Raw genomic sequence first — 23,406 nt, forward strand, 5'->3', positions numbered from 1 at the left:
AGCGTCACCGGTATCCGTCGAGGGGCTCGGCCGCGTACGTACCGTCCGACAGGACCGCGTCGGTCAGCTCGAACCGCCGCCGCCCCCGGCCCTCCTGGCGGGTGATGACGGTTCCGGCGGCGCGGCCACTGGCGATCCGGACGGGCTGACCGTCCGGGCCCCGGGTCCCGACCAGCGTGTACGTGCGCGCCGGCCGCCCGCCCGGACCGGCGCCCACCCCATCGCCGCCCGGCCACGCGGTCCGACGGACTCATGGACGCCTGGCTGGCCGCGATCCACGCGGCGTCGGGCGCGCAAGCGCAGCCGCACCGACCCGAATAGCCGAGCCCCCGAAGCCCGCCGCACGTACGGCGGCCTGAACAGATCAAAGCCCCGGCCCCACCCGACCGGACCAGGCCCGCACCACCGGCCGCCGCTCTGGCGCTGCCGGGCGAGTGCAGCGTCACGGAGGCCCGTATCGGCGGCGCGCGTTTGACACGCTTCCGGCGGCTGGCAGGGTGGTGGGCGGGGGTTACCCGGTTGGGAGATCCGTCATGACCTCACGCTCGGCGTGCCGCACCACGGCACGGCAACTGCCGCTCAGGCTCACCGTCGGCGCCTTCTTCCTGAACTCCGGCCTGTCGAAACTCCACACGGACCGGGCCGGCGCCGAAGGGCTGCAGCAGTTCGCCGCCGCCACCTATCCCTTCCTCGGCAAGCTCGACGCACAGCGGTTCGCCCGGCTGCTCGCGGCCGGGGAGCTCGCCATCGCCGGGGCACTGCTCGTGCCGGTGGTCCCCGCCGTCGCGGCCGGTGCCGCGCTGACCGCCTTCTCCGCCGGCCTGCTCGGGCTCTACCTGTGCACGCCCGGGATGCGCCGCGAGGGCAGCCTGCTTCCCACGGAGCAGGGAACGGCGCTGGCCAAGGACGTCTGGCTGTTGGGCATCGGCGCCTCCCTCGTCATCGAGGGCGTGACCGAACACCGCTGAGCCCGAACACCGCTGCCGGTCCGGCCCCGCCCCGCCGGTCACCTGAACGGCCCTCAGGCGGGCCGGCCGTCCCCGTCCTCCAGCGCCGCCACCAGTTGCGGCAGGTTGCCGCCGGCCACGATGAGGGCCAGGTGGTCGTGGAAGTCCCGGCTCTCGACGATCAGGCCGTCGCGGACCCGCAGCACCTGGATGTTGGCGGTCTCGAAGTTCCGCCCGGTCGCCCGGTGGTGCACCCGGTAGTCCCACTCGGCGACGACCACCTCTGGGTCGTCGGTCTCCCGGACGAGCACGTTCGCCGGGGTCAGCCGCACGGGCCGACCCGCGGAGACTTCCGCGAACCGCGCTTCCAGCACGGCCCGGCCCTCGAAGCGGCGCGGCCCGACCGGCTCGAAGACGGTCTCCACGACGGCGTCCGGTGCGTAGAGTTCGGCCAGCTCCGAGAAGCGCTCGGCGTTGATGCGCTCCAGCAGCGTGTGGAAGACCTCTCGCGGTGACAGCGTTTTGGGCATGATCGACCTCCGGCGGGATCGGCCGCTAGAATCGGACTGGCGGCTCCGTTTTCAACGATACGGACTGGCAACTCCGGTTGTCCAGAGGGCACTTCGGCCGCTCGCGAGGGAAGGCGGAAGTGGATGAGCGGCGGTCAAGAGCGCCCGCTGCGGGCGGACGCGGCCCGCAACCGGGCCAGGGTGCTCGATGTCGCCACGGAGGTGTTCACCACCCGCGGCGTCGGCGTGTCGACCGAGGAGATCGCCAGGGCCGCCGGCGTCGGGGTCGGCACGCTCTTCCGGCACTTCCCGACCAAGGAGGCGCTGCTGGCCGCGGTGATGGTGGGCAGGCTGGAGGCGATGGCGGCCATCACCGCGCGGCTGGCGGAAGAGAACGGTCCGGCCGAGGCCTTCTTCTCCTGCTTCCGCCTCGTGGTGGAACAGTCCGCGGGCAAGAGCGAGTTCGTCCGGGCGCTCGCGGCGGCCGGCGTGGACGTGCACGCGTCGCTGCAGGAGCCGACCCGGGAGATCCAGACGCGGCTGGCCGGCCTGCTGTCCGAGGCGCAGCGGGCCGGGGCGGTGCGCCCGGAGCTGTGTATGCCGGAGCTGCTCGCCCTCCTGGTCGGAACCGGCGCGATGGTGGAGCAGCTCAGCGCGGCCCCGGAGGCCCGGGAGCGGATCTTCGACGTGGTCTTCGACGGGCTGCGGCCCCGCTGACCGGCCGGCGGTGCCGCTGACCGGCCGGCGGCCGCAACGGGCGGCCGCCGGCGGGCCGTTACTTCACCGAGCCCGCCATCACCCCCTGGACGAAGTGCCGCTGGAAGGCGAAGAAGACGACCAGCGGGACCACCAGGGACAGGAACGCACCCGGCGCGAGCACGCTGATGTTGCTTCCGAACTGCCGTATCTGGGACTGCAGCGCGACCGTCAGAGGCTGGGACTCGCTGTCCGCGAAGAGCAGCGCCACGAGCATGTCGTTCCAGACCCAGAGGAACTGGAAGATGGCCAGGCTCGCGATGGCCGGCCGGCCGAGCGGCAGCACGAGCCGGGAGAAGATCCGCCACTCGCTCCCGCCGTCCATCCGGGCGGCTTCCAGAATCTCGCGCGGTATCTCCGCGAAGTAGTTGCGCAGCAGGAAGACCGCGAACGGCAGCCCGTAGGCGACGTGGAAGAGGACGACTCCGGGGATCGTGCCGAACAGCCCGACCGCGCCGAAGAGTTTGGCCACCGGCAGCAGTCCGATCTGCACGGGCACGACCAGCAGCCCGACGACCACGAGGAAGATGCCGTCCCGCCCGGGGAACTCCAGCCAGGCGAAGGCGTATCCGGCGAGTGCCGCGATGGCGACGACCAGGGCGGTGGTGGGAACCGAGATCAGGACGGTGTTCCCGAAGGCCGCCGCGATGCCGGAGTCCTTCAGCAGGGCGCCGTAGTTGTCCAGGGACAGCTGCGACGGGTCGCTCAGCGCGGTCCACCACCCGTCGGAGGCGTTGTCCCGCTCCGAGCGCATCGAGGAGAGGAGCAGTCCCGCCAGCGGGGTGATCCATACGAGGGCGACCAGAATCAGCACGCCCTGGACGACGGAGCCGCTCAGCAGGCGTGACAACCCGCGTCGCCGGATGGTGCCGTGGCCGCTCATGCTCCGCTCCTTCGGAATCGCCGGACGTTGAAGACCATCGCGGGGACGACCAGCAGGAGCAGCACGACGCTGAGCGCGCTGCCGAGCCCCTGGTCGTTGCCGCCGCCGAAGGAGACCAGCCACATCCGGGTGGCCAGTACGTTCGCCTCCTCCTGCACCGGTCCCGGCGCGATGATGTAGACGAGGTCGAAGACCTTCATCACATTGATCACCAGGGTCACGAAGACCACGGTGAGGACCGGCGCCAGGAGCGGCACGGTGATCCTGCGGAAGATCTGGCCCTCGCTGGCACCGTCCATCCGCGCGGCCTCCAGCGCGTCGCGCGGGATCGCCGCGAGCCCGGCGCCGATCAGGACCATCGCGAAGCCGGTCCACACCCACAGGTACGCGCCGATGATGGCGGGCGTCACGAGCGCCGGGCCGAGCCAGTTCACGCCCCGGTACGGGGCCGCGAAGTTGGCCGCGGGCAGCCGTACGGCGTACTCGCCCTCGGCCAGCCCGGTGAAGCGGAACGAGCCGTCGGCGGAGGCGGTGGCGGTCGCGGCCACCCGGCCGTCCCGTACGGCCTCCACCACCATCCCGGGCAGGCCCTTCTCGCCCGGGTCGATCTTGCCGGGCGTGCCGGCGCCGCCGGGCGCGAAGTCGAGGAAGACGACGCCCGCGATGCCGTCCGGACCGGGCGCCGTCCCCGCACCGGGCGACCCGCCCCCGGCGGCGTTCGCGCCGGCCGCGGGCCTCGCGTCGGCGGGTACCCCGCCGGCTGCCACTCCGACGAAGGCGAGGCTGACCGTACCGCCGGGGCGTACGGTCGCCTCCGTGCTGTACGGGCCGCCCGCCCCTCCGGTCAGCCCCTGGCCCTCGCGGGCGCGGGCCGTCGGATAGGCCGCGGTGTCGTCGAAGGCGTCGTGGACGCCGACGACGGCCGCGTTGAGCACGCCCCGGTCCGGGTCCTGTTCGTAGGCGAGCCGGAAGACGATGCCCGCGGCGAGGAACGACACCGCCATCGGCAGGAAGAGCACCAGCTTGAACGCGGTCGCCCAGCGCACCTTCTCGGTGAGCACGGCGAGCATCAGCCCGAGTCCCGTCAGCAGGAGAGGGGCGACGACGACCCAGATGGTGCTGTTGCGCAGGGCCTTGAGGGTGGCCGGGTCGTGGACGATCGCCGCGTAGTTCCCGGCTCCGACGAACCGGTCGCCACTGGCGTCGAAGAGACTGCGGCCGAAGGAGAAGATGACCGGGTAGACGACCAGTGCGCCGAGCAGCAGCAGGGCCGGCAGTACGAAGACGATCGCGAGACGGCGTTTCTTTCGCTGAGCCCGGCGCCGCGGGTTCGCCGCGGCGCGGGCGGTCACGGTGTCAGCCATGGTGGCCGCCTCAGTTCCCGTACGCCTTGGCGGCCGCGGCTTCGAGCTCCGCGGCCGTGCCCTGCGGGTTTGACGGGTCGCGCAGGAAGTCCTGGAGCAGCTTCCACTCGCCCGCGCCCTTGGTGCCGCCGAACGCGGCCGGGGCCTGGTCGGACATGTCGAAGCGCACCGAATCGCCCGCCTCGACCAGCGACTTGGCGGTGCTGCGGGCGGTGTCGTCGCCGTACGCGGCGAGGCTGACCTTGTTGTTCGGGGACAGGAAGCCGCCCGCGCCGGCCCAGATCTCGGCCGCCTCGGAGCCGGCCAGGAATTCCAGCAGCCGCATGCCGGCCTTACCGTTCTTGCCTGCCTTGAGGACGACGGCCGCGTCGCCGCCGCTGACCACCGGCGTCGTGCCGCCGTCGACCGCGGGGAACGGGAAGAACTTGGCGTCCTCGCCGAGCTTCCTGCCGAACTGGTCCTTGGCGACCCCGCCGACGAAGTCGCCCTCGTAGACCATGCCCGCCTTGGGCTCGGGGCCGAAGACCTGCTCGACCGACGAGGGGAAGTCGGTGCCCAGGGCGCTCTGGGCGCCGCCGGCGACGAGCTGCTTGTCCTTGAAGAGGTCGCCCAGGGTGGTCAGCGCCTTGACCACGCTGTCGTCGGTCCACTTGAGCTCGTGCCGGGCGAGCTGGTCGTACTTCTGCGGCCCCGCCTGTGAGAGGTAGATGTTCTCGAACCAGTCGGTCAGGGTCCAGCCGTCCTCGCCGGCTATGGCGAAGGCGGGGCGACCGGAGTCGGCCAGGGTGCGGCCGGCCTTCAGCAGGTCGGCGTAGCTCTTGGGCTCGCTGACGCCGGCCTGGGAGAAGGCGTCGGGGGCGTACCAGACGGTCGACTTGTGGGCCGCCTTGAAGTACAGGCCGTAGTAGGTGCCGTCGACGGTGCCGTAGTCCTTCCACACCGGGGCGAGGGAGGAGCCGGCCGTGCCGGCGGCCCGGTCGGACAGGGGGAGCAGCCAGCCGGCCTTGGCGAACTGTTGGAGCACGCCCACCTGGGGAACCATCACCACGTCGGGCGCGTTGCCGCCCTCGATCTTGCTGCCGATGAAGGTGGAGACGTTGTCGCCGGAGGGTACGAAGACCGTCTTGGCGCCGGTCTTGGCGGTGAAGGCGTCCAGGACCTTCTTGAAGTTCTTCTGCTCGCCGCCGGTCCAGACGCCGGCCACGGTCACGGTCTGACCGCTCAGTTCGCCGCCGCTCGCGGGCCCGGTGGTGCCGCCGCAGGCGGTGGCACCGAGGGCGAGGGCGAGGGCCGCCGATGCGGTGGCCGCGCTCCGCCGGACCGTCTTGCCGGTTCGTCGCATGATGAGCTCCTTCTCGGTGGGTGTGGTGGGTCTGGTGGGTCTGATGGGTGAGGTCAGAGGGTCGGGCACTCGGCCGTCCACCACGCGGCGGTCGACGCGGGGAGGAGGCCGTCGGGGCAGGGCCCGCTGGCGAGCAGCGGGGGCCCGGAGACCGGGGCGGGCACCGGCTCCGCGCCGAAGTTGACCGCGCAGACGAGGCCGTCGCCGCGGGCGATGGCCAGCACCTGCGGGGGTGAGTCCAGCCAGCGCAGGCTGCCCTCGCCCAGCTGCGGGAGGCTGCGCCGCAGCTGGAGGCCCTCGCGGTAGAGGTGCCAGAACGATCGGGTGTCGGCGAGGGCGCGGTCGGTGGCGTGCTCCGCGAACCACTCGGGTTGCGGCAGCCAGGGTGTGGCGCCGGCCATGCCCTGGCTGAAGCCGAACGGGGAGGCGTGGCCCGACCAGGGCAGCGGGACCCGGCAGCCGTCCCGGACGTGCTTGCGGCTGCCGGTGCGGTGGAAGATCGGGTCGGTGAGGACCTCGTCCGGCAGGTCCATGACCTCGGGAAGACCGAGCTCCTCGCCCTGGTAGACGTACGCCGCGCCGGGCAGCGCCAGCATCAGCAGGGCGGCGGCGCGGGCGCGGGCGGTTCCCAGTCCGCTGCCCGCCACCCCCGGCTCGCCCGCGTACCGGGTGACCGTGCGGACCTGGTCGTGGTTGTTGAGCACCCAGGTGACGGTGGAGCCGGTGCCGGCGATGTCGCGTACCGCCTCGGTGATCGTCGAGCGGAAGGCGTCGGCGTCCCACGGGGCGCTGAGCAGGTCGAAGAAGAAGGCCTGGTGCAGCTCGTCCGGGCGGACGTACGTGGCGTGTTCGCGCGCCGTCGGTACGGACACCTCGCCGACCAGCAGCCGCTCGTGGCCGTCCCGGGCGGCGTACTCCTCGCACACCGAGCGCCAGCGACGCCACACGCCGTGGACCTCGGGCTGGTTCCAGGCCAGCTGGTTGACGGCGTCGCGGGCGCGCTCGTCGGCTCCGGGGTCCTGCGAGTCGGGCAGCTCGGGGTGCTTGAACAGCCCGGCGGCGACGTCGATGCGGAAGCCGTCGACACCGCGGTCCAGCCAGAAGCGCAGCACCTGCTCGAAGTCGTCGCCCACGGCCGGGTCGCGCCAGTTCAGGTCGGGCTGCTCGGGTGTGAACAGGTGCAGGTACCACTCGCCGGGGGTGCCGTCGGGCTCGGTGATCCGGCTCCAGGCGGGACCGCCGAACATGGCGCGCCAGTTGTTGGGCGGCTCCGCCCCCTGCGGTCCTCGGCCGGGCGCGAAGTGGAAACGGGAGCGGGGCGCGCTGCCCGGCTCAGCGGCGAGCGCGTCCCGGAACCACGGGTGCTCGCTCGAACAGTGGTTGGGGACGATGTCGAGCAGCAGCTTCAGCCCGAGCCTGCGGGCGTCGGCCACCAGCCGGTCGAACTCGGCGAGGTCGCCGTAGACGGGGTCGACATCGCAGTAGTCGGCGACGTCGTAGCCGTGGTCGTGCTGCGGCGACGGATAGAAGGGGCTGAGCCAGATCCCGTCGACACCGAGCTTGCGCAGGTAGGGGAGCCCGGCCCGGACGCCGGCCAGGTCGCCGATGCCGTCCCCGGTGCTGTCGAGGAAGCTCCGGACGTAGACCTGGTAGATCACCGCGTCGCGCCACCAGGGGGCAGGGGCGGTGGAGGTGCGGGAGGGGTGGCCGGTGCCGGCCGGAAGGGTGCTGAGCATCTCGCGTCGACCTGTTTCTGCTGAATGCGAGAGCGGCCCGGATCGGGCGCGCTGTTATGCATGCATGTTAAGTAGCAGCGACTGGAAGGTGTCAACGATGTGTCCAGAAACAGCGGAAAGCTGGGGTGGTTTGTGCGGAGATGCCCGCATGCATGACAAAGGGTCTCTACTTAACATGTAAGTAGAGACCCTTGGGGGAAGGAGTGGAGTGCGATCAGCCCGTGCGGGAGATGGCCCCGAGTTCGCGCGCGAGCCGCGCCGTCGCCTGCTCGGGCGTCTGGCGCAGCGCCATCACGTCCTGCGCCACGGCCTGCACGGCGAGGCTCACCTGGTCGTAGCGCGGACTCTTGGGGCGCGGCACCGCCGCCAGCACGCTCTGGCGGAGCGTGGGCAGGTACGGGTACGCGCGGACCAGCTCGGGGTCCTCGTACAGCGCGGCCCGCACCGGTGGCAGCGAGCCCTCGGTCAGGACCTTCCGCTGGACCCGTTCACTGGTCAGGTAGGAGATCAGATCGGCCGCCGAGGCCGGATGCCGCGCATGGCTGCTCACCGCGAGGTTGGAGCCGCCCAGCACGCTGGTGCCCGGCCCGTCGGGTCCGGGCAGCGGCACGGCGCCGAACTTGCCGGCGACCTTCGAGCCGTTCGCGCCGGCGTCGGCGTACACGTACGGCCAGTTCCGCAGGAAGAGCAGCCGGCCGTCCTGGAACGCCCGCCGCGACTCCTCCTCCTTGTAGCCGAGCGCCTCTCGGGAGATCCAGCCGTCCCGCACGCCGTCCGCGAGGAAGCCCAGCCCGGCGCGGGCCGCGTCGGAGTCGACGGTCACCCGCGCGCCGTCGTCGCGCAGGATCGAACCGCCCGCCGAGTGCACGGCCTCGGTGACGTTGACGGTGAGTCCTTCGTACGGCAGGAACTGTCCCGCGTAGCCGTCCAGTCCGTACTTCGGCGCGATCGTGCGCGCCTGCCGGATCAGCTCGGGCCAGGTGCGCGGCGGCTCCTCGCCCTCCCGGTCCAGGATGTCCTTGCGGTAGTAGAGCAGCCCCGCGTTGGTGACGTACGGGACCGCGTAGAGCCGTCCGTCGAAGGTCGCCGTGTCGACGACCGGGCGCAGGAAGGCGTCCAGCGGGAAGCGGCCGCGCTCCAGCGGGGCGATCCACCCGGCCGCCGCGAACTCCGAGGTCCAGGCGACGTCGATGTTCAGTACGTCGAACCGGTCGCGGCCCGACCGCAGTTCGCTGATCATCTGGGCCCGGGTCTCGTCCGCCGACTCGGGCAGCTCGACGAGCGTGACGCGCTCCGCAGGATGAGCGCCGTTCCAGTCGTCGAGGAGCGGGGAGAGGTAGTCGGTCAGATCGCCCGCCGTCACGAGCGTCAGCGGACCACGGGCCCCGGCGGCCGCGCCCGCGTCCGCGTGGACACCGAAACCGGCGTACCCCGCCAGCACCACCGCCCCGACCAGGAGGGCTCTACCCGCGGCACGCATCCACCGCATAGATTCCTCCCAGAGCACGATCCGGCAGCGCCGCCGACCATCGTGGCCTATATATACCCGTTAGGCATGGGCGATACTAGACGCCCAGGCAGACAAGACGTACGGCGGCTCGACCCGGTCCGCTGCCGAGTGAACCGTTGACTACGGAGCGGGAAGGAGGGGGAGCGAGTGCGGCTGGCGCTCCTTGCGCTCCTCACTCGTAGCCCTGCGCACGGTTACGAGCTGAAGCAGGACCTTGAGAAGCTCCTGGGCGCCGCGTACCCTCAGCCCAACGTCGGCCAGATCTACGTCACCCTCGGCCGCCTGGAGAAGAGCGGCCTGATCGAGGGCGAGGACGTCGAGCAGTCGGGACGGCCCAACAAGCGCACGTACAAGCTGACGGACGCCGGACGCGAGGCCGTGCTGGCCTGGTTCGAGGAGACGGCCGAGGAACCCCGGGTGCGGGACGAGTTCTTCATGAAACTCGCACTCGCGCCGAGGTCGGGTCTGGCGGATCCGGTCGCGCTGATCAACAGGCAGCGGCGGCAGTACCTCAACACCATGCGGGACCTGTCGAAGCTGGCCGCGGCGGAGGACCGCGACAACAAGATCTCCCACCTGCTGATCGAGGGCGCCATGCTGCACCTGCAGGCCGACCTGGACTGGCTGGAACGCTGTCAGGAGGAGCTGGAATGAGCGACCGGGCCACCACCGCTCCCGATGCGCCGACCACCGACCCCAGCGACCCCACCGCGCACCCCGGGGCCGTCGAGCCCCTCGTGCGCGCCGAGGGCCTGACCAAGACGCACCACGGCGAGGGCGTACCGGTCGACGCCGTGTGCGGGGTGGACCTGTCCATCCGGCCGGGGGAGTTCGTCGCGGTCACCGGGCCGTCGGGAGCCGGCAAATCCACCCTGCTGCACCTGATCGGCGGGCTCCAGCGGCCCGACAGCGGGAAGCTGTGGCTCGGCGGGGAACGGGTCGATCAGTACCGCGAGGCCCGCTGGGCCGTCCTGCGACGCCGCAGCATCGGCGTCGTCTTCCAGTTCTTCAACCTGGTCTCCAACCTCACCGTCGCCGACAACGTGGAACTGCCCGCCCTCCTCGCCGGCACCTCCCCGAAGGCCGCCCGCGCCTCCCGCGCCGAACTCCTCGCCGAACTCGGCCTCGAAGGCCGCGAACGATCCATGCCCGGCGAACTCTCCGGCGGCGAACAGCAGCGGGTCGCGCTCGCCCGCGCCCTGGTCAACCACCCCGCGCTGCTGCTCGCTGACGAACCGGCCGGCAGCCTCGACAGCAAGGGCACCCGCGAGGTGCTGCGGCTGCTCTCCCGGTTCCACCAACGCGGCCAGACGATCATGATGGTCACCCATGACGCCCGGATGGCCAGCGCCGCCGACCGCGTCATCAGCTTCTTCGACGGGCGCATAGCCGACGACGCCCAGCTCGGCGGCGGCCGCCCCGGGCCGGCCCGCGGCGTCACCGGCGTACTGGACCTGGACCTCAAGCAGTGACTGTGCGGGCCACCCTGCGCTGGGCGCACGCCGACTTCCGCGCACACCGCGGCGAAGCCCTCTTCGTCGTGCTGGCCAGCGCAGGGATCATCGCCTCGCTCCTGCTCGCCGGTGCGCTGTTCAGCTACGCCGCCAACCCCTGGCAGCGGATCTTCAACCAGTCCCACGGCGCGCACATCTGGCTGCACACCAGGGCCGGCGCGGCCGGCGCGGACATCGACGCCCTGTCCCGCGTGGCCGGGGTGGAAGCCCTGTCCGGCCCCTACCGCACGACGGCGACCACCGTCGAGTCGCGCGGCGCGCGGGTCGGGGTGACCCTGCGCGAGACCGCGGCGGCGGCCCCGGAAACGGGGCGCCCGCTCATCACCGCCGGCAGCTGGCTCACCCCGCCCGACGAGGGCGCCCGCGCCGGCACCGAAGCCGGCGCCGTCGTGCTGGAGACCTCGGTCGCCCGGGCGCTCTGGGCGGAGCCGGGCGATACGGTACGGGTCACCGGCCCGGACGGCGCGCCGCACGAACTCCGGGTCAGCGGGATCGCAGAGGTGGCCGAGCCCCGCTACCACCCGGGTGGCGGCCCCGGCATCGGCTGGGTGCTCTCCGGCCCCTTCGACGGGATCGCCCACGGCAGCGTCGGGCAGAGCGTGGGGCTGCGCCTGGAGGATCCGGACGACACCGACTTCATCGTCCAGCGGGCCGTGACCGCCCTCGGCGCCGACCGGGTGGCCCAGGTCACCAAGTGGCAGCAGGCCCGGGCCGAGGCGGGCGGCGACGACCGGCTCATCGGCCAGATGTTCGCCGTCTTCGGACTCGGCGCGCTGCTCGCGGCGGCCCTCGCCGCGGCCGGAGCCATCGGCGCCCGGGTCCGCGGCCAGCTGAGGGACATCGCCGTCCTCAAAGCCGTCGGCTTCACCCCCGGCCAGGTGACCCGCGGCTTCCTTGTACAGCACCTCGCCTTCGCCTGCCTCGGCGTCTCCCTGGGCACGGCGGCGATCGCCCTCCTCGGCGCCCGCATACCCGGGCGGATAGGCGGGGCCGCGGCCGTGTGGCAGGACCTGCCCGGCTACACCGCGGTCATGATCGGCATCCCCTGCGGCGCGGTGCTGCTGATCGCGGCCGCCACCGGACTCTCGGCCTGGCGGGCCGGCCGGGTGCCGCCGGTCCCGGTGGCCCGCGCGGCGCTGCCGTCCGCCGCCCCGATGACCGCCCTCGGGAGGCGGGCTCTCGGCGTACGAGTGCCTCCCGCCCTGGTCCTCGGGTGGCGCGCGGCGTTCCCCCGGCGCGGCCGGACGCTCGTCCCCGTGGCGCGGCTCGCCCTGCCGCTGGTGCTCATCACGGTCGCGCTCGTAGCCTGGTCGACGCTGGACCAGTTCCGCGGCCGGCCCGCCGGGATGGGGCTGCCCGCGGCCCTGACCGTACGGGCGGCGCAGCCCGCGGGGTCGTCCGACGCGGAACTGGAGAAGACCCTCACGGCGGTCCCGGACATCGCCTCGGTCCATCCGGGCGCGGAGATGGCGGCGCTCGTGCCGGGGCAGACCGGCACGATCACCCTCCGGGGGCTGGGCACGGCCCGGGAGCCGTACCCCTCCAAGGTGGTGGAAGGGCGGGCCGTCGGCGGCCCGGACGAGGCGGTGGCCGGGCAGGGACTGCTCGATCTCCTCGGGGTGCGGGTCGGCGCGTGGGTGCGGATGACCGTCGAGGGGCGGCCGCAGGTCCTGCACCTCGTGGGGCGCACCATCGAACCCGAATCCGGCGGACGGGTGATCACCACGACGATCGACGCACTGCGGGAGCGCGACCCGGGGCTGCGGCCCGACTACCACGCCCTGGTGCTGCGCGCGGGCGCGGACCCCCGGGCGGTGAGCGCCGAGCTCGCCGGCGCGACCGGCGGAGCCCTGGAGGTCCGCGAGACGCCCAACCCGGCCGACCGGCTGGAACCGGCGCGCGGGGTGATGGCCGCCTTGATCGCGGTGCTGGCGCTGATCGGGCTGACCGAACTGCTGACACAGATCAGTACGGGCGTGCGTGACCGGAGCCGGGACCTGCTGGCCCTGAAGGCGATCGGGCTGACGCCGCGCCAGATCGGTTCGATGATCGTGACGGCCGCCGGCCTGACCGCGCTGGCGGCCGCCGTCGTGGGAACGACGGTGGGCGCGGTGTCCGGCAGCTGGCTCGTGGACGCCCAGGGCGCGTCGAGCGGCATCGGCGCGGGAATCGCCCACCTGCCCTCGCCGACGGTGCTGGTGACGGTGGTCCTGGGAACGGTCCTCGGCGCGGTCGCGGCGGCGATGGTCCCGGCGACCCGCACGGCACGCCGACGGCTGGCGGACTCCCTGAGCGAGACGCTCTGAGTGCGAGGGGCTCTCGGAGCGAGGTGCTCGTAAGGCTTGACAGAACCCACCCAAACTAATGACACTCGAAGTGCAAGTTGTTTTGATGTGGGACGCGACCCTCGGGGGTCAGGAGGCAGTCATGCCGATCAGCCGCATCACAGGGGAGCGGGCGCGTGGGTACGTCCGCCCTGCCGTCTACGTCCTCGCGGGGATCGTCATGGGCGTAGTCTGGGCGCTGGGCTCGGACACTCCCGCCTGGGAGCACGCGCTCCGCGTCCTCGCCCTCGTCGGGTGCGCGGCCGCGGCCATGACGCTGCTGCATCGCCGCCGGGCCCGCCTCGGCCGGCCGGTCGACCACCGGCTGCACTCCAGCCTGCTGCTGGGCAAGGTCCTCCTGGTCGCGGCGGCCCTCGTCGTCGACGAGCTGCTCGGTCGGTGGGTCTCCGATCCGAGCCTGATCACCGCGACCCTGCTGGCCGTGACCATCGCGGTGGGCGGTCCGGCCCTGCATCGCCGGCTCTCGCACGGCGGGAGCGGCCCGACGGCGCAGGCCGCACCGGCGGACCCCCGCGTCCTGTGCGCGGCCGAGGTCCATGGCGGGCGCGAGCGCGAGTGACCCGGCCCCGCCCGCTTCCGCCGCGCTGACCCGTGCCGGGGGTCGCGCCGCGCGGCCCCAGGCGCGGTCGGCCGCGCCGCTACTCGGGCTGGGTCACGGTCAGCGACCAGCGGGTGGTCTGCGTCGAGGCGTCGACGACGATCGTGAAGTCGCCCGGCCGGACCACGCCCGGGGCCATGCTCGCCGTGCCGACCCCGGCGCCGCCGGAGGCCGGGCACTCCACGTCGAACGCGGCGACGATCGTCCCCTTCGAGTCCATCGTCACCCGTACGTCGCCGCCTCCGTCACACGCCACCGTGAGGACGGTCGGCAGGTCGTTCGAGGCCCCGCCCGAGGCGACGCCGCCGTCGCCCCGGAACTCATCCACCCACACCAGACCGTCGGGGCCCGGGTGCGGGAGCATCCCGCCGTCCGCCGCGGCGGCGGGCCCGGCGCCGGCCAGGCCGGCCGCCACGAGGGCCGCCAGCGTCGTCAGGGCCGCGGTCTTCTTCGTACGCATCACGTCTGCTCCTTGATGTTCCGCCATGGAGTAGACAGTGTCTACCGGCGAGGGAGCCGCGCACCTGAGTACGCGTACTCAGATGTGCGGGCTACCAGGGGATCTCGCCGTCGTCCTCGAAGAACGACCCGCTCGGGCCGCCGTCGGGCAGCGTGGCGAGACGGATCGCGACGGCCGCGCCCTGCTCCGGCGTGCGGGGGCCGTGGAAGCCGTTGAAGTCGGTGGCGACGAGACCCGGACAGGCGGCGTTGACCAGGATGTCCGTGCCGGCCAGCTGCCTGGCGTACTGCACGGTGACGGCGTTGAGGAACGACTTCGACGGCGCGTAGAGCCCCATGACCGGGCCGATCTCCACGTCGGGATCGGCCTGATGGGTCAGGGAGGCGAGCCGGCTGGAGACGTTGACGACGCGCGGCGACGCCGAACGCCGCAGCAGCGGCAGCATCGCGTTGGTGACCCGCATGACACCGATGACGTTGGTCTCCACGACCCTGCGGAGCTCGCCGAAGTCGGCCGCGGTCGGGTCCTGCGCCCACCCCGGCCCCAACTCTCCTGACATCCCTGCGTTGTTGACCAGCGCGTCCAAGCGCCCGGCCCGCCGCTCGACCAGCTCGGCGGCCTCGGTGACGCTCCCGTCGTCGGTCACGTCCAGCGGCACCCCGAAGGCGTCCGCCCCGCCCGCGCGCAGCTTCTCCACCGCGGCCTCACGGCGGGCCCGGTCGCGGGCCCCCACCCCCACGCCGTAGCCGAGGGCGCCCAGTCCGGCCGCGATCTCATATCCGATGCCCTTGTTCGCGCCGGTGACCAGCGCGATCTTCTTCTCGCTCATGGCGTCGATGCTGCCCGCGCGGCGAACGGCGCTCCAACACCGATCCGGTCTCCTGTGATACCCGGCGGGTATCACCGCAGTACGCTGGGGCGATGGACCCCCTGGAGACCCGCGAGCTGCGCTACTTCGCGGCCGTCGCCGAGGAACTGCACTTCGGCCGCGCCGCCGAGCGCCTCGGCATGGCCCAGCCGCCACTGTCCCGGGCGATCCAGCAACTGGAACGGCGCCTGGGCGTCCTGCTGCTGGAACGCACCCGGCGCGGCGTCGCCCTCACCGGCGCCGGGGAAGTCCTGCTCGACGAGGCCCGCGCCACCCTCGACGCGGCCGCCGCCGCGGCCCGCCGCACCCGCCGCGCCGCCTCACCCCGCAGCCGGTTGGTGCTGGCGGCGAAGGCCGCCGGCTCCCACGAACTCCTGCGGAAACTGCTCGACGCCTACGCCGCCGAACCCGACGCGGCCGAGGTCGAGGTGGTGCTGTGCGGAATCGGTGAGGAGACGCGGCTGTTGCGCGACGGGCGCGCCGACGCGGCCCTGCTGCACCCGCTGTTCAGCTCCCTCGCCGGCTTCGACAGCGAGGAACTGCTGACCGAGGACCAGGTCGCCGTCCTGCCCGCCGAACACCCCCTGGCCGCACGCCCGTTCCTGTCCATGGCCGAGGTCAGCGACGTTCCCGACCTGCCGCTGCCCCGCTGGCCCCACCCCGACGGCAGCTATCCGCCCGGCCCGGGCCCCGAGATCCGTGACCCGTCGCAGCTGGCCCAGCTGATCGCCCTCGGACGTACCCTGGCCGTCATCCCCGCCTCCGCCCGTGCCTGGCTGTGGACCGCGCACACCGCGGTCCCCCTCACCGACGCACCCCCCGTGACCACCCACATCGCCTGGCCCCCGCACAGCCGCTCCCGCGCCCTCGCCGGACTGATCCGCACGGCGACCCGGCTGTGAAGCGGCAACGCGCCGTACTGTGACGGCGGCGGACGAGGCGTCAGGCGGGCAGGGCGGCGAGCCAGCCGGTCAGGAGCCGGTTGACCTCGGCGGGGCGCTCCTGCTGGATCCAGTGCCCGCAGCCGTCGAGGACCTCGGAGGAGACCAGGCCGGGCAGGGTGGCGGGGTACGCCTTGATCGCCTCGGCCATCCACGTGGTGGAGGCGTCCAGGGCGCCACCGACGAACAGGGACGGCTGGGTGATGGGGGCGCCGTCGAAACCGGCGAGATCCTCCCAGTCCCGGTCCATGTTCCGGTAGCGGTGGAGCGCCCCGCTCATACCGGTCCGCTCGAACTCCCCGGCGTAGAAGTCCAGTTCGTCCTCGCTGAGCCAGCCGGGCAGCCGGCCGGCGGGGAACCGGTCGCGCAGCCTGCCGCCCCGGCTGACGAAGTGAGGGTCGGGCGCGCCGGGCCCGGTCATGGTGTCGCCGGAGAACGCGGCGTAGATGCCCGCGAGCCAGCCGCGCACATCGGGCTCGATCTCGGCCTCGGCCCGGCCGGGCTCCTGGAAGTAGGCGACGTAGAACTCCTCGTCCCCGCCCATCCGCGCGAAGACCTCGCTGGGCCGCGGCCCGCCGCGCGGGGCATAGGGAACGCTGAGCATCCCCACCGCGCGGAAGACGTCCGGCCTGACCAGGGCGGAGTTGGCGGCGATGACCGACCCCCAGTCGTGGCCGACGACCACCGCGGACCGCTCGCCCAGGGCGTCCACCACGGCGGCGTTGTCCTCCACCAGGTCCAGCATCCGGTACGCCTCCAGGTCCCCGGGCTTGGAGGAACGGCCGTAGCCGCGGACGTCGATCGCGGCCGCGCGGTACCCGGCCGAGGCCAGCGCCGGCAACTGGTGGCGCCAGGAGTACCAGGACTCCGGGAAACCGTGCACGAGCAGCACCAGCGGCCCGGAGCCCTGCTCCACCACGTGGATCCGGCCCCCGGGCGAGGGGACCATCCGGTGCGTGACGTCCATGGCCTGCTGCGACATGAATCCTCCAAGATTCCCGACCCGCCGTGTGCCAGGGTCGCCACGATCATGAGAGTGACGACGCGGGCGGGGCGAGCCTTGTTGCCGTTCCGGCAAATCCGGCGGGCCGGGTCCGGTCAGAGCTGGACGATGACGAGGGCGGTGTCGTCGGTGGTGCCCACCGTCGGGAGCAGATCGAGGAGGAGCGCGTCGGCGAGCGGTTCGGGGGCGGTGCCGCGGTGGTGGATGAGGGAGTCGGCCAGACGGTTGAGGCCGGTGTCGATGTCCTCGTGCCGGCGCTCGATGAGGCCGTCGGTGTAGAGGACGAGGGTGTCGCCCTCGGCGAAGGTGGTGGTGGCCTGGGGACGGGCGATGTGCTCGGGGCGGGCGCCGAGCGGGGGATCGGTGGCCTGGTCGAGGAATTCGACGGTGCCGTCGACGTGGAGCAGAGCGGGCGGAGGGTGGCCGGCGCTGCTGTAGGTGATGGTGTGGGTGTCCCAGTCGACGCAGGTCTCGACGGCGGTGGTGTTCTCGGCGCCTTCCACGGAGCGCGCGTACAGACCCAGCACCTCCAGGGCCTGGGCGGGGCCGTCGGCGACGCGGGAGGCGGCGCTGAGGGCACTGCGGAGCAGCCCCATGACACCGGCGGCCTGGAGGCCGTGGCCCACGACGTCCCCGACGGCCACGCCGATGCGGTCTCCGGGCAGATCGACGAGGTCGTACCAGTCGCCGCACACGTTGAGGGATCCGACGGCCGGCTGGTAGCGCACGGCGGCGCGGTGGTGGCCGATGGGGCCGAGGGCGGGCAGCATGGCGTCCTGCAGGGCGAGGGCGACCTCGCGTTCGCGGGCGTGGGCGGCGCGCAGCCGTTCGTTGCCCTCCTGCAGCTCCCTGGCCCGGGTGTAGAGCTCGGCCTCCAGCACCTGGGTGCGGCTGCCCCGCCCGCGGGCCTTGATGAGCTCGGTGACCTCCTCGACCCGGTGTACGAGCAGTACCACCTGGCCGTCCGGTCCGAGCACAGGGGCGTTGACCGGGCTCCAGTAGCGCTCCTCCCACTCGCCCGGCCGCTCCAGGGACTCCACGTCGTAGCGCTGCAGTGCCATCGCGTCCCGTTCGCCGGTGGCGAGCACCCGCTGGAGTGACGCCATCAGGTTCCGCGCGCCGCTGGCGGCGGGGTCGCCGGGGTTGTCGGGGAAGACGTCGAACAGGTACCGGCCCACCATCAGCTCGCGCGTCCGGCCGGAGATCCGCAGGAATTCCTCGTTCACGTCCGCGTAGGCCATGTCGGGAGTCAGCAGCGCGACCATGCCGGGCAGTGCCTGGAACACCGCCGCGTAGTCGATTCCTGCCTCCGCCATGGCCCTGCCTCAGCGCTCGATGCCGTGTTTGGTTCCCACGATAGAAGCCGGGCGGGAGGAGTACGGGGGTGCCGCGCGGGGATACGACCGGTTGCGGAGCGTGACAATCGGGGGCCTCGGGGGTGAGGCGTCCCATAGGAGCCACGTCACATACGAGATGGTCTAGTAGTTCCCCTCGCGCCCGCACCCGCCCCCTCGGGCGGCCCGGACGAGGGTCTTCCGGCCTCCGGGTCCGATCCCGGCTAGTAACGGGGGTCGTTGCCAGGGCCGCGGCCGGCTGGCTAACTGGTTGATGTCGCCGGGCGGTACGGGTGCTTCACCCGGAGCCCGCGGATCCCCTCTCCACCTGTGTGAGTGGTTCACGCATGTCTTCGGCATGCGGCGACGGTCCTTGTCCCCTTCGGAAGGTTCCCCCGTGTCCCACGCTGTCATCCGTCGCTTCGCCGCTTCGAAGAAGACCCTCGCCGGCAGCATCGTCGCCCTGGGCGTCGCCGGCACCATGCTCGCCACGGTTCCCGCCCAGGCGGCGGCCCCGACGAGCGCCAAGGCGATCGCGCACCAGATGATCAAGGACCCGGCCCAGTTCGCCGCCTTCGACAAGATCGTCTCGCACGAGAGCGGCTGGAACCACATGGCCACGAACTCCTCCTCCGGCGCGTACGGCCTGGTCCAGGCCCTCCCGGCGTCGAAGATGGCCTCGGCCGGCTCCGACTGGAAGACCAACCCGGCCACCCAGATCAAGTGGGGCCTGGACTACATGAACTCCCGCTACGGCAGCCCGGTCGGCGCCTGGAACTTCTGGCAGGCCAACCACTGGTACTAAGCCGGCCGCTGGTACTGAACCGCCACCGCACCCCCACGCGCGGACGCACGCACGCACGCTCGGCCGAGACTTTCCGGCCGGGCGTTTTTGCGTGGGCGCCACCGGTTCCGCCTCAAGGGCGTACGAGGACCGGACCCGGCGCCGGAGCCGGCGTGCTGTCGACGGCCTCCAGCCGGCCGCTGTAGGCGATGTGTCCGCCCAGGGCCCCGCTCACCGCGACGGCGCCCAGCCCCGCCAGCGACCACAGGCGCCCGCGCGCGGACCGGCCCCGCAACCGGTCGGCGAGCGAGACCGCGTAGCAGGCGACGGCGGCCGCATTGGCCGCGGCGTGCGCGACGCCGACCCGCGCCTGCTGCGGCGGCAGCTCCGCCCAGTCGGCCCACCCGGCGGCCGCCGCGGGCGCGACCCCGACGAGACCGGCCGCCGTCAGAACCGTGGCAGCCCGGTGCGCCCCGGGTACGGCGTCCAGCAGGGCCGCCGACATCCAGCAGCCCATCGGTACCTCCACCAGCAACGGGTGGGCGGGATGGCCCAGCGGGCCGCCCCGCAGCAGCCCGCGGACCCGTCCCAGCGGGAGCGCGCGGATGCCCCGCTGCAGCCCCCGGATCACCGGATCAGCCGCCGTCGTCTCCTCGATGCCGGCCACGGCGCCGAGCCACCGCTCCGAGGCCCGATCCAGGGCCGATGCCCGCTCGGGGCCGGGCGTGCTGTCGTCGATGTATGAGTTCATGCCCGGCGCCTACCCCGCTTCGTCCGCATTCCCCGCATCGGCCGCCCTGATCTTGCCTCGGCGGCCCTTGGGGAGCTCCGACGGCGGAAAGCGACGTACGAGGACGCCCGCGAAGGGAGAGCTGATCCTCCGCACACCGGCCTACCCGTGCGTGGCGGCCGTTCCGGTGCCCACCGTGCCCGTGCCCCTGTCCGCGCGCGCCTCGGCAGCGGGCGCGAAGGCATTCCGGGCGGCCCGCACCCGCAGCTCCTCCAGTACGTCCGCCTGCCGCCGGGCACGGTCCAGGAGCCGGTCCACGGCCGCGCCGTCGAGGCGGGGGTCGGCGTCCGCGACGGTCCTGAGCGACCGCCACAGCGAGGCCTTGCCCTCCACACCGAGCCGCATGACTTCCAGTTCCAGGACGTCGCTGAGGGGTGAGCGGCGCACCAGGCGGCCGTTCAGTTTGATCCGGCCCGTCTTCTCCGCCAGCCGGCCCACCACGACCCTGGACCACTGGGCGGGGACGTCGAGCGCCGTCATGAACTCGCGCAGGCTCTCCCGGTCCGCGGCGATCTGCCCGGCCAGCTCCGCCAGCGCCGGACCCACCGCCCGCCCCCGATGGGTCCGGGCCATGCGGCGGCTCAGGGCCACCCCGCTGCTCGCGCCCGCGAGGTGGTCGTTGAGGTAGATCGCCAGGAGCCGCCGCGGATGCGGCGCGGCGGAGCGGGACTGCGAACCACTACGGCGGGTGTTCATGCGACTCTCCGTTCCTCGCGCCTCACGCGGGCGGCCGGAAGCCGCCGCACTTGTCGTCTCTCCGACCCGCCGCCCTTCAAACCGGCGAGGCCGGCCTGCCGGGATCGCCGCTCCCGGTGCCCGGGTCAGTGGGGGAGCAGCGATTCCAGGGGGACCTCGGGGTCGGCCAGGCGTGTGGGGTCGATGGGCGCGCGGGAGCGGATGAGGGCCTGGACGGGCTCGGTGACGTCCCAGACGTTGACGTTCATGCCGGCCAGGACGCGGTCGCCGGCGAGCCAGAACGCGATGAACTCGCGGGTGGCGGTGCTGCCGCGGAAGACGACCCGGTCGTGGCCGCCGGGTTCGACGTAACCGGTGTACTCCATGCCCAGGTCGTACTGGTCGGTGAAGAAGTACGGCAGGCGGTCGTAGGCGGCGTCCTGGCCGAGCATGGCCCTGGCCGCGGTCTGGGGCTGGTTGAGGGCGTTGGCCCAGTGCTCGACGCGGATGCGGCGTCCCAGGAACGGGTGGTGGGCGTTGGCCACGTCGCCCGCGGCGTAGACGTCGGGCGCGGAGGTGCGCAGGTGGTCGTCGGTGAGGATGCCGTCCTCGACCGCCAGCCCCGCCTCCTCGGCGAGGCCGGTGTTGGGGGTGATGCCGACGCCGACGACGATCGCGTCCGCCGCGAGGCGGGTGCCGTCGGCGAGCAGGACGCCGTCGGCCGCGGCGCCGTCGCCGGTGATGGAGGCGATCCGCACCCCGAAGCGGAGGTCCACGCCGTGGTCCCGGTGCAGGTCGGCGAAGACCTGGGCGACCTCACGGCCCAGTACCCGTAGCAGCGGCAGCTCCGCGCTCTCCAGCACCACCACCCGGGCCCCGGCCGCACGGGCGGCGGCGGCGCTCTCCAGGCCGATCCAGCCCGCGCCGATGACGACGATCGTGGCTCCGGGCCGCAGCGCCGCCTTGAGCCGGTCGCTGTCCTCCAGCCGCCTCAGGTACAGCACCCCGTCCAGGTCCGCGCCCGGGACGGGCAGCCGGCGCGGTGAGGAGCCGGTGGTCAGCAGCAGCTTGGTGTAGTCGACCCGGCTGCCGTCCGCGAGCGTCACCCGGCGGGCCGCGGTGTCGAGCGCGGTGGCCGTCGCGCCGAGACGCAGGTCGACGTCGTGCTCGGTGTACCACTGCTCGGGATGTACGTAGGCCTGCTCGCGCTCCTGCGTTCCCAGCAGGTAGCCCTTGGACAGGGGCGGACGCTCGTAGGGGCGTTCACGCTCCGCCCCGATGAGGACGAGCGGCCCGTCGAAGCCCTCCTCGCGCAGGGTCTGGGCGGCTTTCGCCCCGCCCAGTCCTGCTCCGACGATCACGTAGGCGCTGTTCGTGGTCATGGCGGTCGCTTCCCTCGATCGGCGGGCGGTCCGGGTGGAGCCAGATTTCCACGGCCCGGCCCTCGCGCGTGGGTGCGGGGCGGCGGATCCGGCGGCGTGTCGCTCACCGGTTGCGCCGGGCGATGTCGGCGTTCAGCGCGGTCGCGAAGGCGCACCAGGCGACGTACGGGGTCAGGGCGAGTCCCGCCGCCGGGTCGATGCGGTGCACCTGGCGCAGCAGCCGGACGTTCGAGGCGTCCAGCAGGAGGGTGCCGGCCAGCCCGGCGCGCGGGCTTCTCCGGGCGAAGAAGAGCCAGCTCCACGCCGCGTTCAGGGCGAGGTTCACCCCCAGGGCGACGGCGAGCCCGCGCCGCTCGGGCCCTTCGGCCCGGTGCAGCGCCCGGCCGGCCGCCCAGGCGATCGAGCCGTACAGGGGTGTCCACACCGCTCCGAAGGCCCAGGGCGGGGGTTGCCAGGGCGGTTTCCGCAGCGACCGGTACCAGCGGGAGCCGGGGTCCACCGCCCAGCCGCCGATGACCGCGCCGGCGACGACGGCGGTCGCGCTCGCGGCGTAGCCCTTCCAGCCGGGCCCGCGTTCCCCGGCGTCGTGTCCCGAACCGAGCCTCATGCGAGGAGGCCTGCCCCGGGGACGCCGCCGTACGCACGCCTCCGTCGCCGACTGCCCCACCGGACGGACGGCCCCGTCGCGCCGCCGCCTGGACCGCATCGGTCCTGGCAGCCCTGCGACGATCCGTCCGTGTCACGCGTGAGGTGCCGGGGTACGGGTAGGGGCCGGGCACAGACGCTTTCGGAGCCCGCCGGATCACGCCGGAGCCACCCGTGGTGAGGCGGTCGCGGGCCGTCGGGGCGAGGAGGACACCATGTCCGTACACATTCCGGGCTCCGAACCGGCCCCGCGTGGTTCCGCGCCGCGTGTCGTTGGCGGCGTGCCGCCGGGGGAGACGCCGCCGGGCGAGTCGAGTACCGGCTCCGGCGCGGGCCCGTACCGGCCGCTCACGCGCGGCTGGGGCATGGCGCCGCTCGTGGCGATCTGCGCCCTGGCCGTCGTCTGCGCCCTGTTCTTCCTCGCCTACGCCATCGTCCTGCTCGTCTGACCGGGAACGCGGCTCGCGTCACGGCCCGCCGCGCCGCACGAAGGGGTGTGCCATGAAATCCAGAGCCTCGACGCCCCCCGCCGCGGCCGGCTCACGCCCGTACGACGCCCGAGGGGCCGCGGCCGGGGCCGCCGTAGCGTGGGCGGTCGGCATGACCATGGCGACCGTGCCCTGCTCGGCGCGTGACGCCGGGCGCGTCCTCGCCGCCGCGGCGGCCCGGGTCGAGATCAGCGTCGCCGAGCTGGCGGCAGCCATGGTCGCCGAGTCCCGGGGAACCCCGCCCCCCGCCCTCATCGGCCGGGCCCTGAGCCAGGCCGTCCAGGCGGCGCGGACCTCCCCCGACGCCCGGTCCGGCCGGGCGGTGCCCGGACTCATGCCGAGCACCGACGACGCCGAACACGCCCTCGGCCGGTTCTTCGAAGCCAGACTGCGCCTGGTCGCCACACCCGCCGACGAGCCCGCGCGACGCGCGCTGGAAGACGCGATCTACACCCTCTGCGTCCTGATGGCCGAGCCCGGCGCACATGCCGCCGTGGTCGCGGCCGTCCAGTACACGGAGACCTGAACACCG

General features: G+C 73.2%; 25 protein-coding genes. 10 read left to right on the forward strand and 15 right to left on the reverse strand.

All coding sequences use genetic code 11. From position 1 onward, the window contains the following. Positions 1 to 4 precede the first annotated feature (4 nt). Positions 5 to 217, reverse strand: coding sequence for a hypothetical protein (locus EES41_RS34340; RefSeq protein WP_123081785.1), 213 nt, complete (start codon positions 215 to 217; stop codon positions 5 to 7). 316 nt (positions 218 to 533) lie between these two features. On the opposite strand from EES41_RS34340, the gene EES41_RS34345 reads away from it, so the two are divergent. Continuing rightward, complete coding sequence (locus tag EES41_RS34345) at positions 534 to 968, forward strand: MauE/DoxX family redox-associated membrane protein (RefSeq protein WP_123081786.1); 435 nt, start codon at positions 534 to 536, stop codon at positions 966 to 968. A gap of 53 nt (positions 969 to 1,021) precedes the next feature. Here EES41_RS34345 and EES41_RS34350 read toward each other — a convergent pair whose 3' ends face one another. Beyond that, complete coding sequence (locus EES41_RS34350) at positions 1,022 to 1,477, reverse strand: nuclear transport factor 2 family protein (protein WP_123081787.1); 456 nt, start codon at positions 1,475 to 1,477, stop codon at positions 1,022 to 1,024. 123 nt (positions 1,478 to 1,600) lie between these two features. Between EES41_RS34350 and EES41_RS34355 the strand changes: the two genes are divergently transcribed. Beyond that, complete coding sequence (locus tag EES41_RS34355; RefSeq protein ID WP_123081788.1) at positions 1,601 to 2,173, forward strand: TetR/AcrR family transcriptional regulator; 573 nt, start codon at positions 1,601 to 1,603, stop codon at positions 2,171 to 2,173. Positions 2,174 to 2,231: 58 nt separating this feature from the next. Here EES41_RS34355 and EES41_RS34360 read toward each other — a convergent pair whose 3' ends face one another. The 5 genes from EES41_RS34360 to EES41_RS34380 all read right to left on the reverse strand — a co-directional run bounded on the left by EES41_RS34360 (position 2,232) and on the right by EES41_RS34380 (position 9,026). Further along, positions 2,232 to 3,095: a carbohydrate ABC transporter permease gene (locus EES41_RS34360; protein WP_123081789.1), complete on the reverse strand. Its 864-nt coding sequence runs from the start codon at positions 3,093 to 3,095 to the stop codon at positions 2,232 to 2,234. After that, positions 3,092 to 4,459: an ABC transporter permease subunit gene (locus EES41_RS34365; protein WP_123081790.1), complete on the reverse strand. Its 1,368-nt coding sequence runs from the start codon at positions 4,457 to 4,459 to the stop codon at positions 3,092 to 3,094. Before EES41_RS34365 ends, EES41_RS34360 begins: the two co-directional genes overlap by 4 nt. A 10-nt stretch (positions 4,460 to 4,469) precedes the next feature. Then, entirely contained in the window at positions 4,470 to 5,801 is a 1,332-nt protein-coding gene (locus EES41_RS34370) for an ABC transporter substrate-binding protein (protein ID WP_123081791.1), read from the reverse strand. Between the two features lie 53 nt (positions 5,802 to 5,854). Continuing rightward, positions 5,855 to 7,537, reverse strand: a complete 1,683-nt coding sequence (locus EES41_RS34375; protein ID WP_123081792.1) for a glycoside hydrolase family 13 protein — start codon at positions 7,535 to 7,537, stop codon at positions 5,855 to 5,857. Between the two features lie 214 nt (positions 7,538 to 7,751). Beyond that, on the reverse strand, positions 7,752 to 9,026 hold the full coding sequence (locus EES41_RS34380; RefSeq protein ID WP_123081793.1) for an ABC transporter substrate-binding protein: 1,275 nt from the start codon (positions 9,024 to 9,026) through the stop codon (positions 7,752 to 7,754). Between the two features lie 168 nt (positions 9,027 to 9,194). Between EES41_RS34380 and EES41_RS34385 the strand changes: the two genes are divergently transcribed. The 4 genes from EES41_RS34385 (at position 9,195) to EES41_RS34400 (ending at position 13,465) form a co-directional block, all read left to right on the forward strand. Then, positions 9,195 to 9,701 (forward strand): PadR family transcriptional regulator, encoded by a 507-nt coding sequence (locus EES41_RS34385; RefSeq protein ID WP_123081794.1) that lies wholly within the window; start codon positions 9,195 to 9,197, stop codon positions 9,699 to 9,701. Continuing rightward, entirely contained in the window at positions 9,698 to 10,519 is an 822-nt protein-coding gene (locus EES41_RS34390) for an ABC transporter ATP-binding protein (protein ID WP_254211679.1), read from the forward strand. Before EES41_RS34385 ends, EES41_RS34390 begins: the two co-directional genes overlap by 4 nt. A 2-nt stretch (positions 10,520 to 10,521) precedes the next feature. Then, the gene (locus EES41_RS34395) at positions 10,522 to 12,867 is read left to right on the forward strand and encodes an FtsX-like permease family protein (protein WP_123081795.1); all 2,346 of its coding nucleotides are present in this window, start codon (positions 10,522 to 10,524) and stop codon (positions 12,865 to 12,867) included. A 121-nt stretch (positions 12,868 to 12,988) separates the two neighbouring features. Continuing rightward, positions 12,989 to 13,465, forward strand: a complete 477-nt coding sequence (locus EES41_RS34400) for a hypothetical protein (protein WP_123081796.1) — start codon at positions 12,989 to 12,991, stop codon at positions 13,463 to 13,465. A 79-nt stretch (positions 13,466 to 13,544) separates the two neighbouring features. Here EES41_RS34400 and EES41_RS34405 read toward each other — a convergent pair whose 3' ends face one another. Both EES41_RS34405 and EES41_RS34410 read right to left on the reverse strand, forming a co-directional pair. Next, positions 13,545 to 13,964, reverse strand: coding sequence for a hypothetical protein (locus EES41_RS34405; RefSeq protein ID WP_250569219.1), 420 nt, complete (start codon positions 13,962 to 13,964; stop codon positions 13,545 to 13,547). A 91-nt stretch (positions 13,965 to 14,055) separates the two neighbouring features. Continuing rightward, complete coding sequence (locus tag EES41_RS34410) at positions 14,056 to 14,793, reverse strand: SDR family NAD(P)-dependent oxidoreductase (RefSeq protein WP_123081797.1); 738 nt, start codon at positions 14,791 to 14,793, stop codon at positions 14,056 to 14,058. Between the two features lie 92 nt (positions 14,794 to 14,885). Between EES41_RS34410 and EES41_RS34415 the strand changes: the two genes are divergently transcribed. Further along, positions 14,886 to 15,734, forward strand: a complete 849-nt coding sequence (locus EES41_RS34415; RefSeq protein ID WP_123081798.1) for a LysR family transcriptional regulator — start codon at positions 14,886 to 14,888, stop codon at positions 15,732 to 15,734. A gap of 40 nt (positions 15,735 to 15,774) precedes the next feature. Here EES41_RS34415 and EES41_RS34420 read toward each other — a convergent pair whose 3' ends face one another. Together EES41_RS34420 and EES41_RS34425 are read right to left on the reverse strand one after the other, a co-directional pair. After that, the gene (locus EES41_RS34420) at positions 15,775 to 16,755 is read right to left on the reverse strand and encodes an alpha/beta fold hydrolase (protein ID WP_123081799.1); all 981 of its coding nucleotides are present in this window, start codon (positions 16,753 to 16,755) and stop codon (positions 15,775 to 15,777) included. Positions 16,756 to 16,871: 116 nt separating this feature from the next. Continuing rightward, a complete protein-coding gene (locus EES41_RS34425; protein ID WP_123081800.1) occupies positions 16,872 to 18,092 on the reverse strand; it encodes a PP2C family protein-serine/threonine phosphatase in 1,221 nt (406 codons plus the stop codon). A gap of 376 nt (positions 18,093 to 18,468) precedes the next feature. On the opposite strand from EES41_RS34425, the gene EES41_RS34430 reads away from it, so the two are divergent. Beyond that, a complete protein-coding gene (locus EES41_RS34430) occupies positions 18,469 to 18,915 on the forward strand; it encodes a transglycosylase SLT domain-containing protein (protein WP_008735499.1) in 447 nt (148 codons plus the stop codon). A 112-nt stretch (positions 18,916 to 19,027) separates the two neighbouring features. Here the strand turns inward: EES41_RS34430 and EES41_RS34435 are convergent, their stop codons facing one another. The 4 genes from EES41_RS34435 to EES41_RS34450 all read right to left on the reverse strand — a co-directional run bounded on the left by EES41_RS34435 (position 19,028) and on the right by EES41_RS34450 (position 22,348). Continuing rightward, on the reverse strand, positions 19,028 to 19,645 hold the full coding sequence (locus EES41_RS34435; RefSeq protein WP_123081801.1) for a DUF2231 domain-containing protein: 618 nt from the start codon (positions 19,643 to 19,645) through the stop codon (positions 19,028 to 19,030). 141 nt (positions 19,646 to 19,786) lie between these two features. Continuing rightward, entirely contained in the window at positions 19,787 to 20,380 is a 594-nt protein-coding gene (locus EES41_RS34440; protein ID WP_123081802.1) for a hypothetical protein, read from the reverse strand. Between the two features lie 125 nt (positions 20,381 to 20,505). After that, positions 20,506 to 21,741 (reverse strand): NAD(P)/FAD-dependent oxidoreductase, encoded by a 1,236-nt coding sequence (locus tag EES41_RS34445; protein ID WP_123081803.1) that lies wholly within the window; start codon positions 21,739 to 21,741, stop codon positions 20,506 to 20,508. Between the two features lie 103 nt (positions 21,742 to 21,844). Continuing rightward, the gene (locus tag EES41_RS34450) at positions 21,845 to 22,348 is read right to left on the reverse strand and encodes a TspO/MBR family protein (RefSeq protein WP_123081804.1); all 504 of its coding nucleotides are present in this window, start codon (positions 22,346 to 22,348) and stop codon (positions 21,845 to 21,847) included. Positions 22,349 to 22,601: 253 nt separating this feature from the next. Here EES41_RS34450 and EES41_RS34455 point away from each other — a divergent pair, with 253 nt between their 5' ends. Next, on the forward strand, positions 22,602 to 22,835 hold the full coding sequence (locus tag EES41_RS34455) for a DUF6480 family protein (RefSeq protein ID WP_123081805.1): 234 nt from the start codon (positions 22,602 to 22,604) through the stop codon (positions 22,833 to 22,835). Between the two features lie 52 nt (positions 22,836 to 22,887). Then, positions 22,888 to 23,400 carry a DUF5133 domain-containing protein gene (locus EES41_RS43330; RefSeq protein WP_250569220.1) on the forward strand — a complete coding sequence of 171 codons (513 nt, stop codon included), beginning with the start codon at positions 22,888 to 22,890 and terminating at the stop codon, positions 23,398 to 23,400. The last annotated feature ends 6 nt before the right edge of the window (positions 23,401 to 23,406 follow it).

It is taken from the genome of Streptomyces sp. ADI95-16, assembly GCF_003721495.1.
In the GTDB taxonomy this organism is placed as follows: domain Bacteria; phylum Actinomycetota; class Actinomycetes; order Streptomycetales; family Streptomycetaceae; genus Streptomyces; species Streptomyces goshikiensis.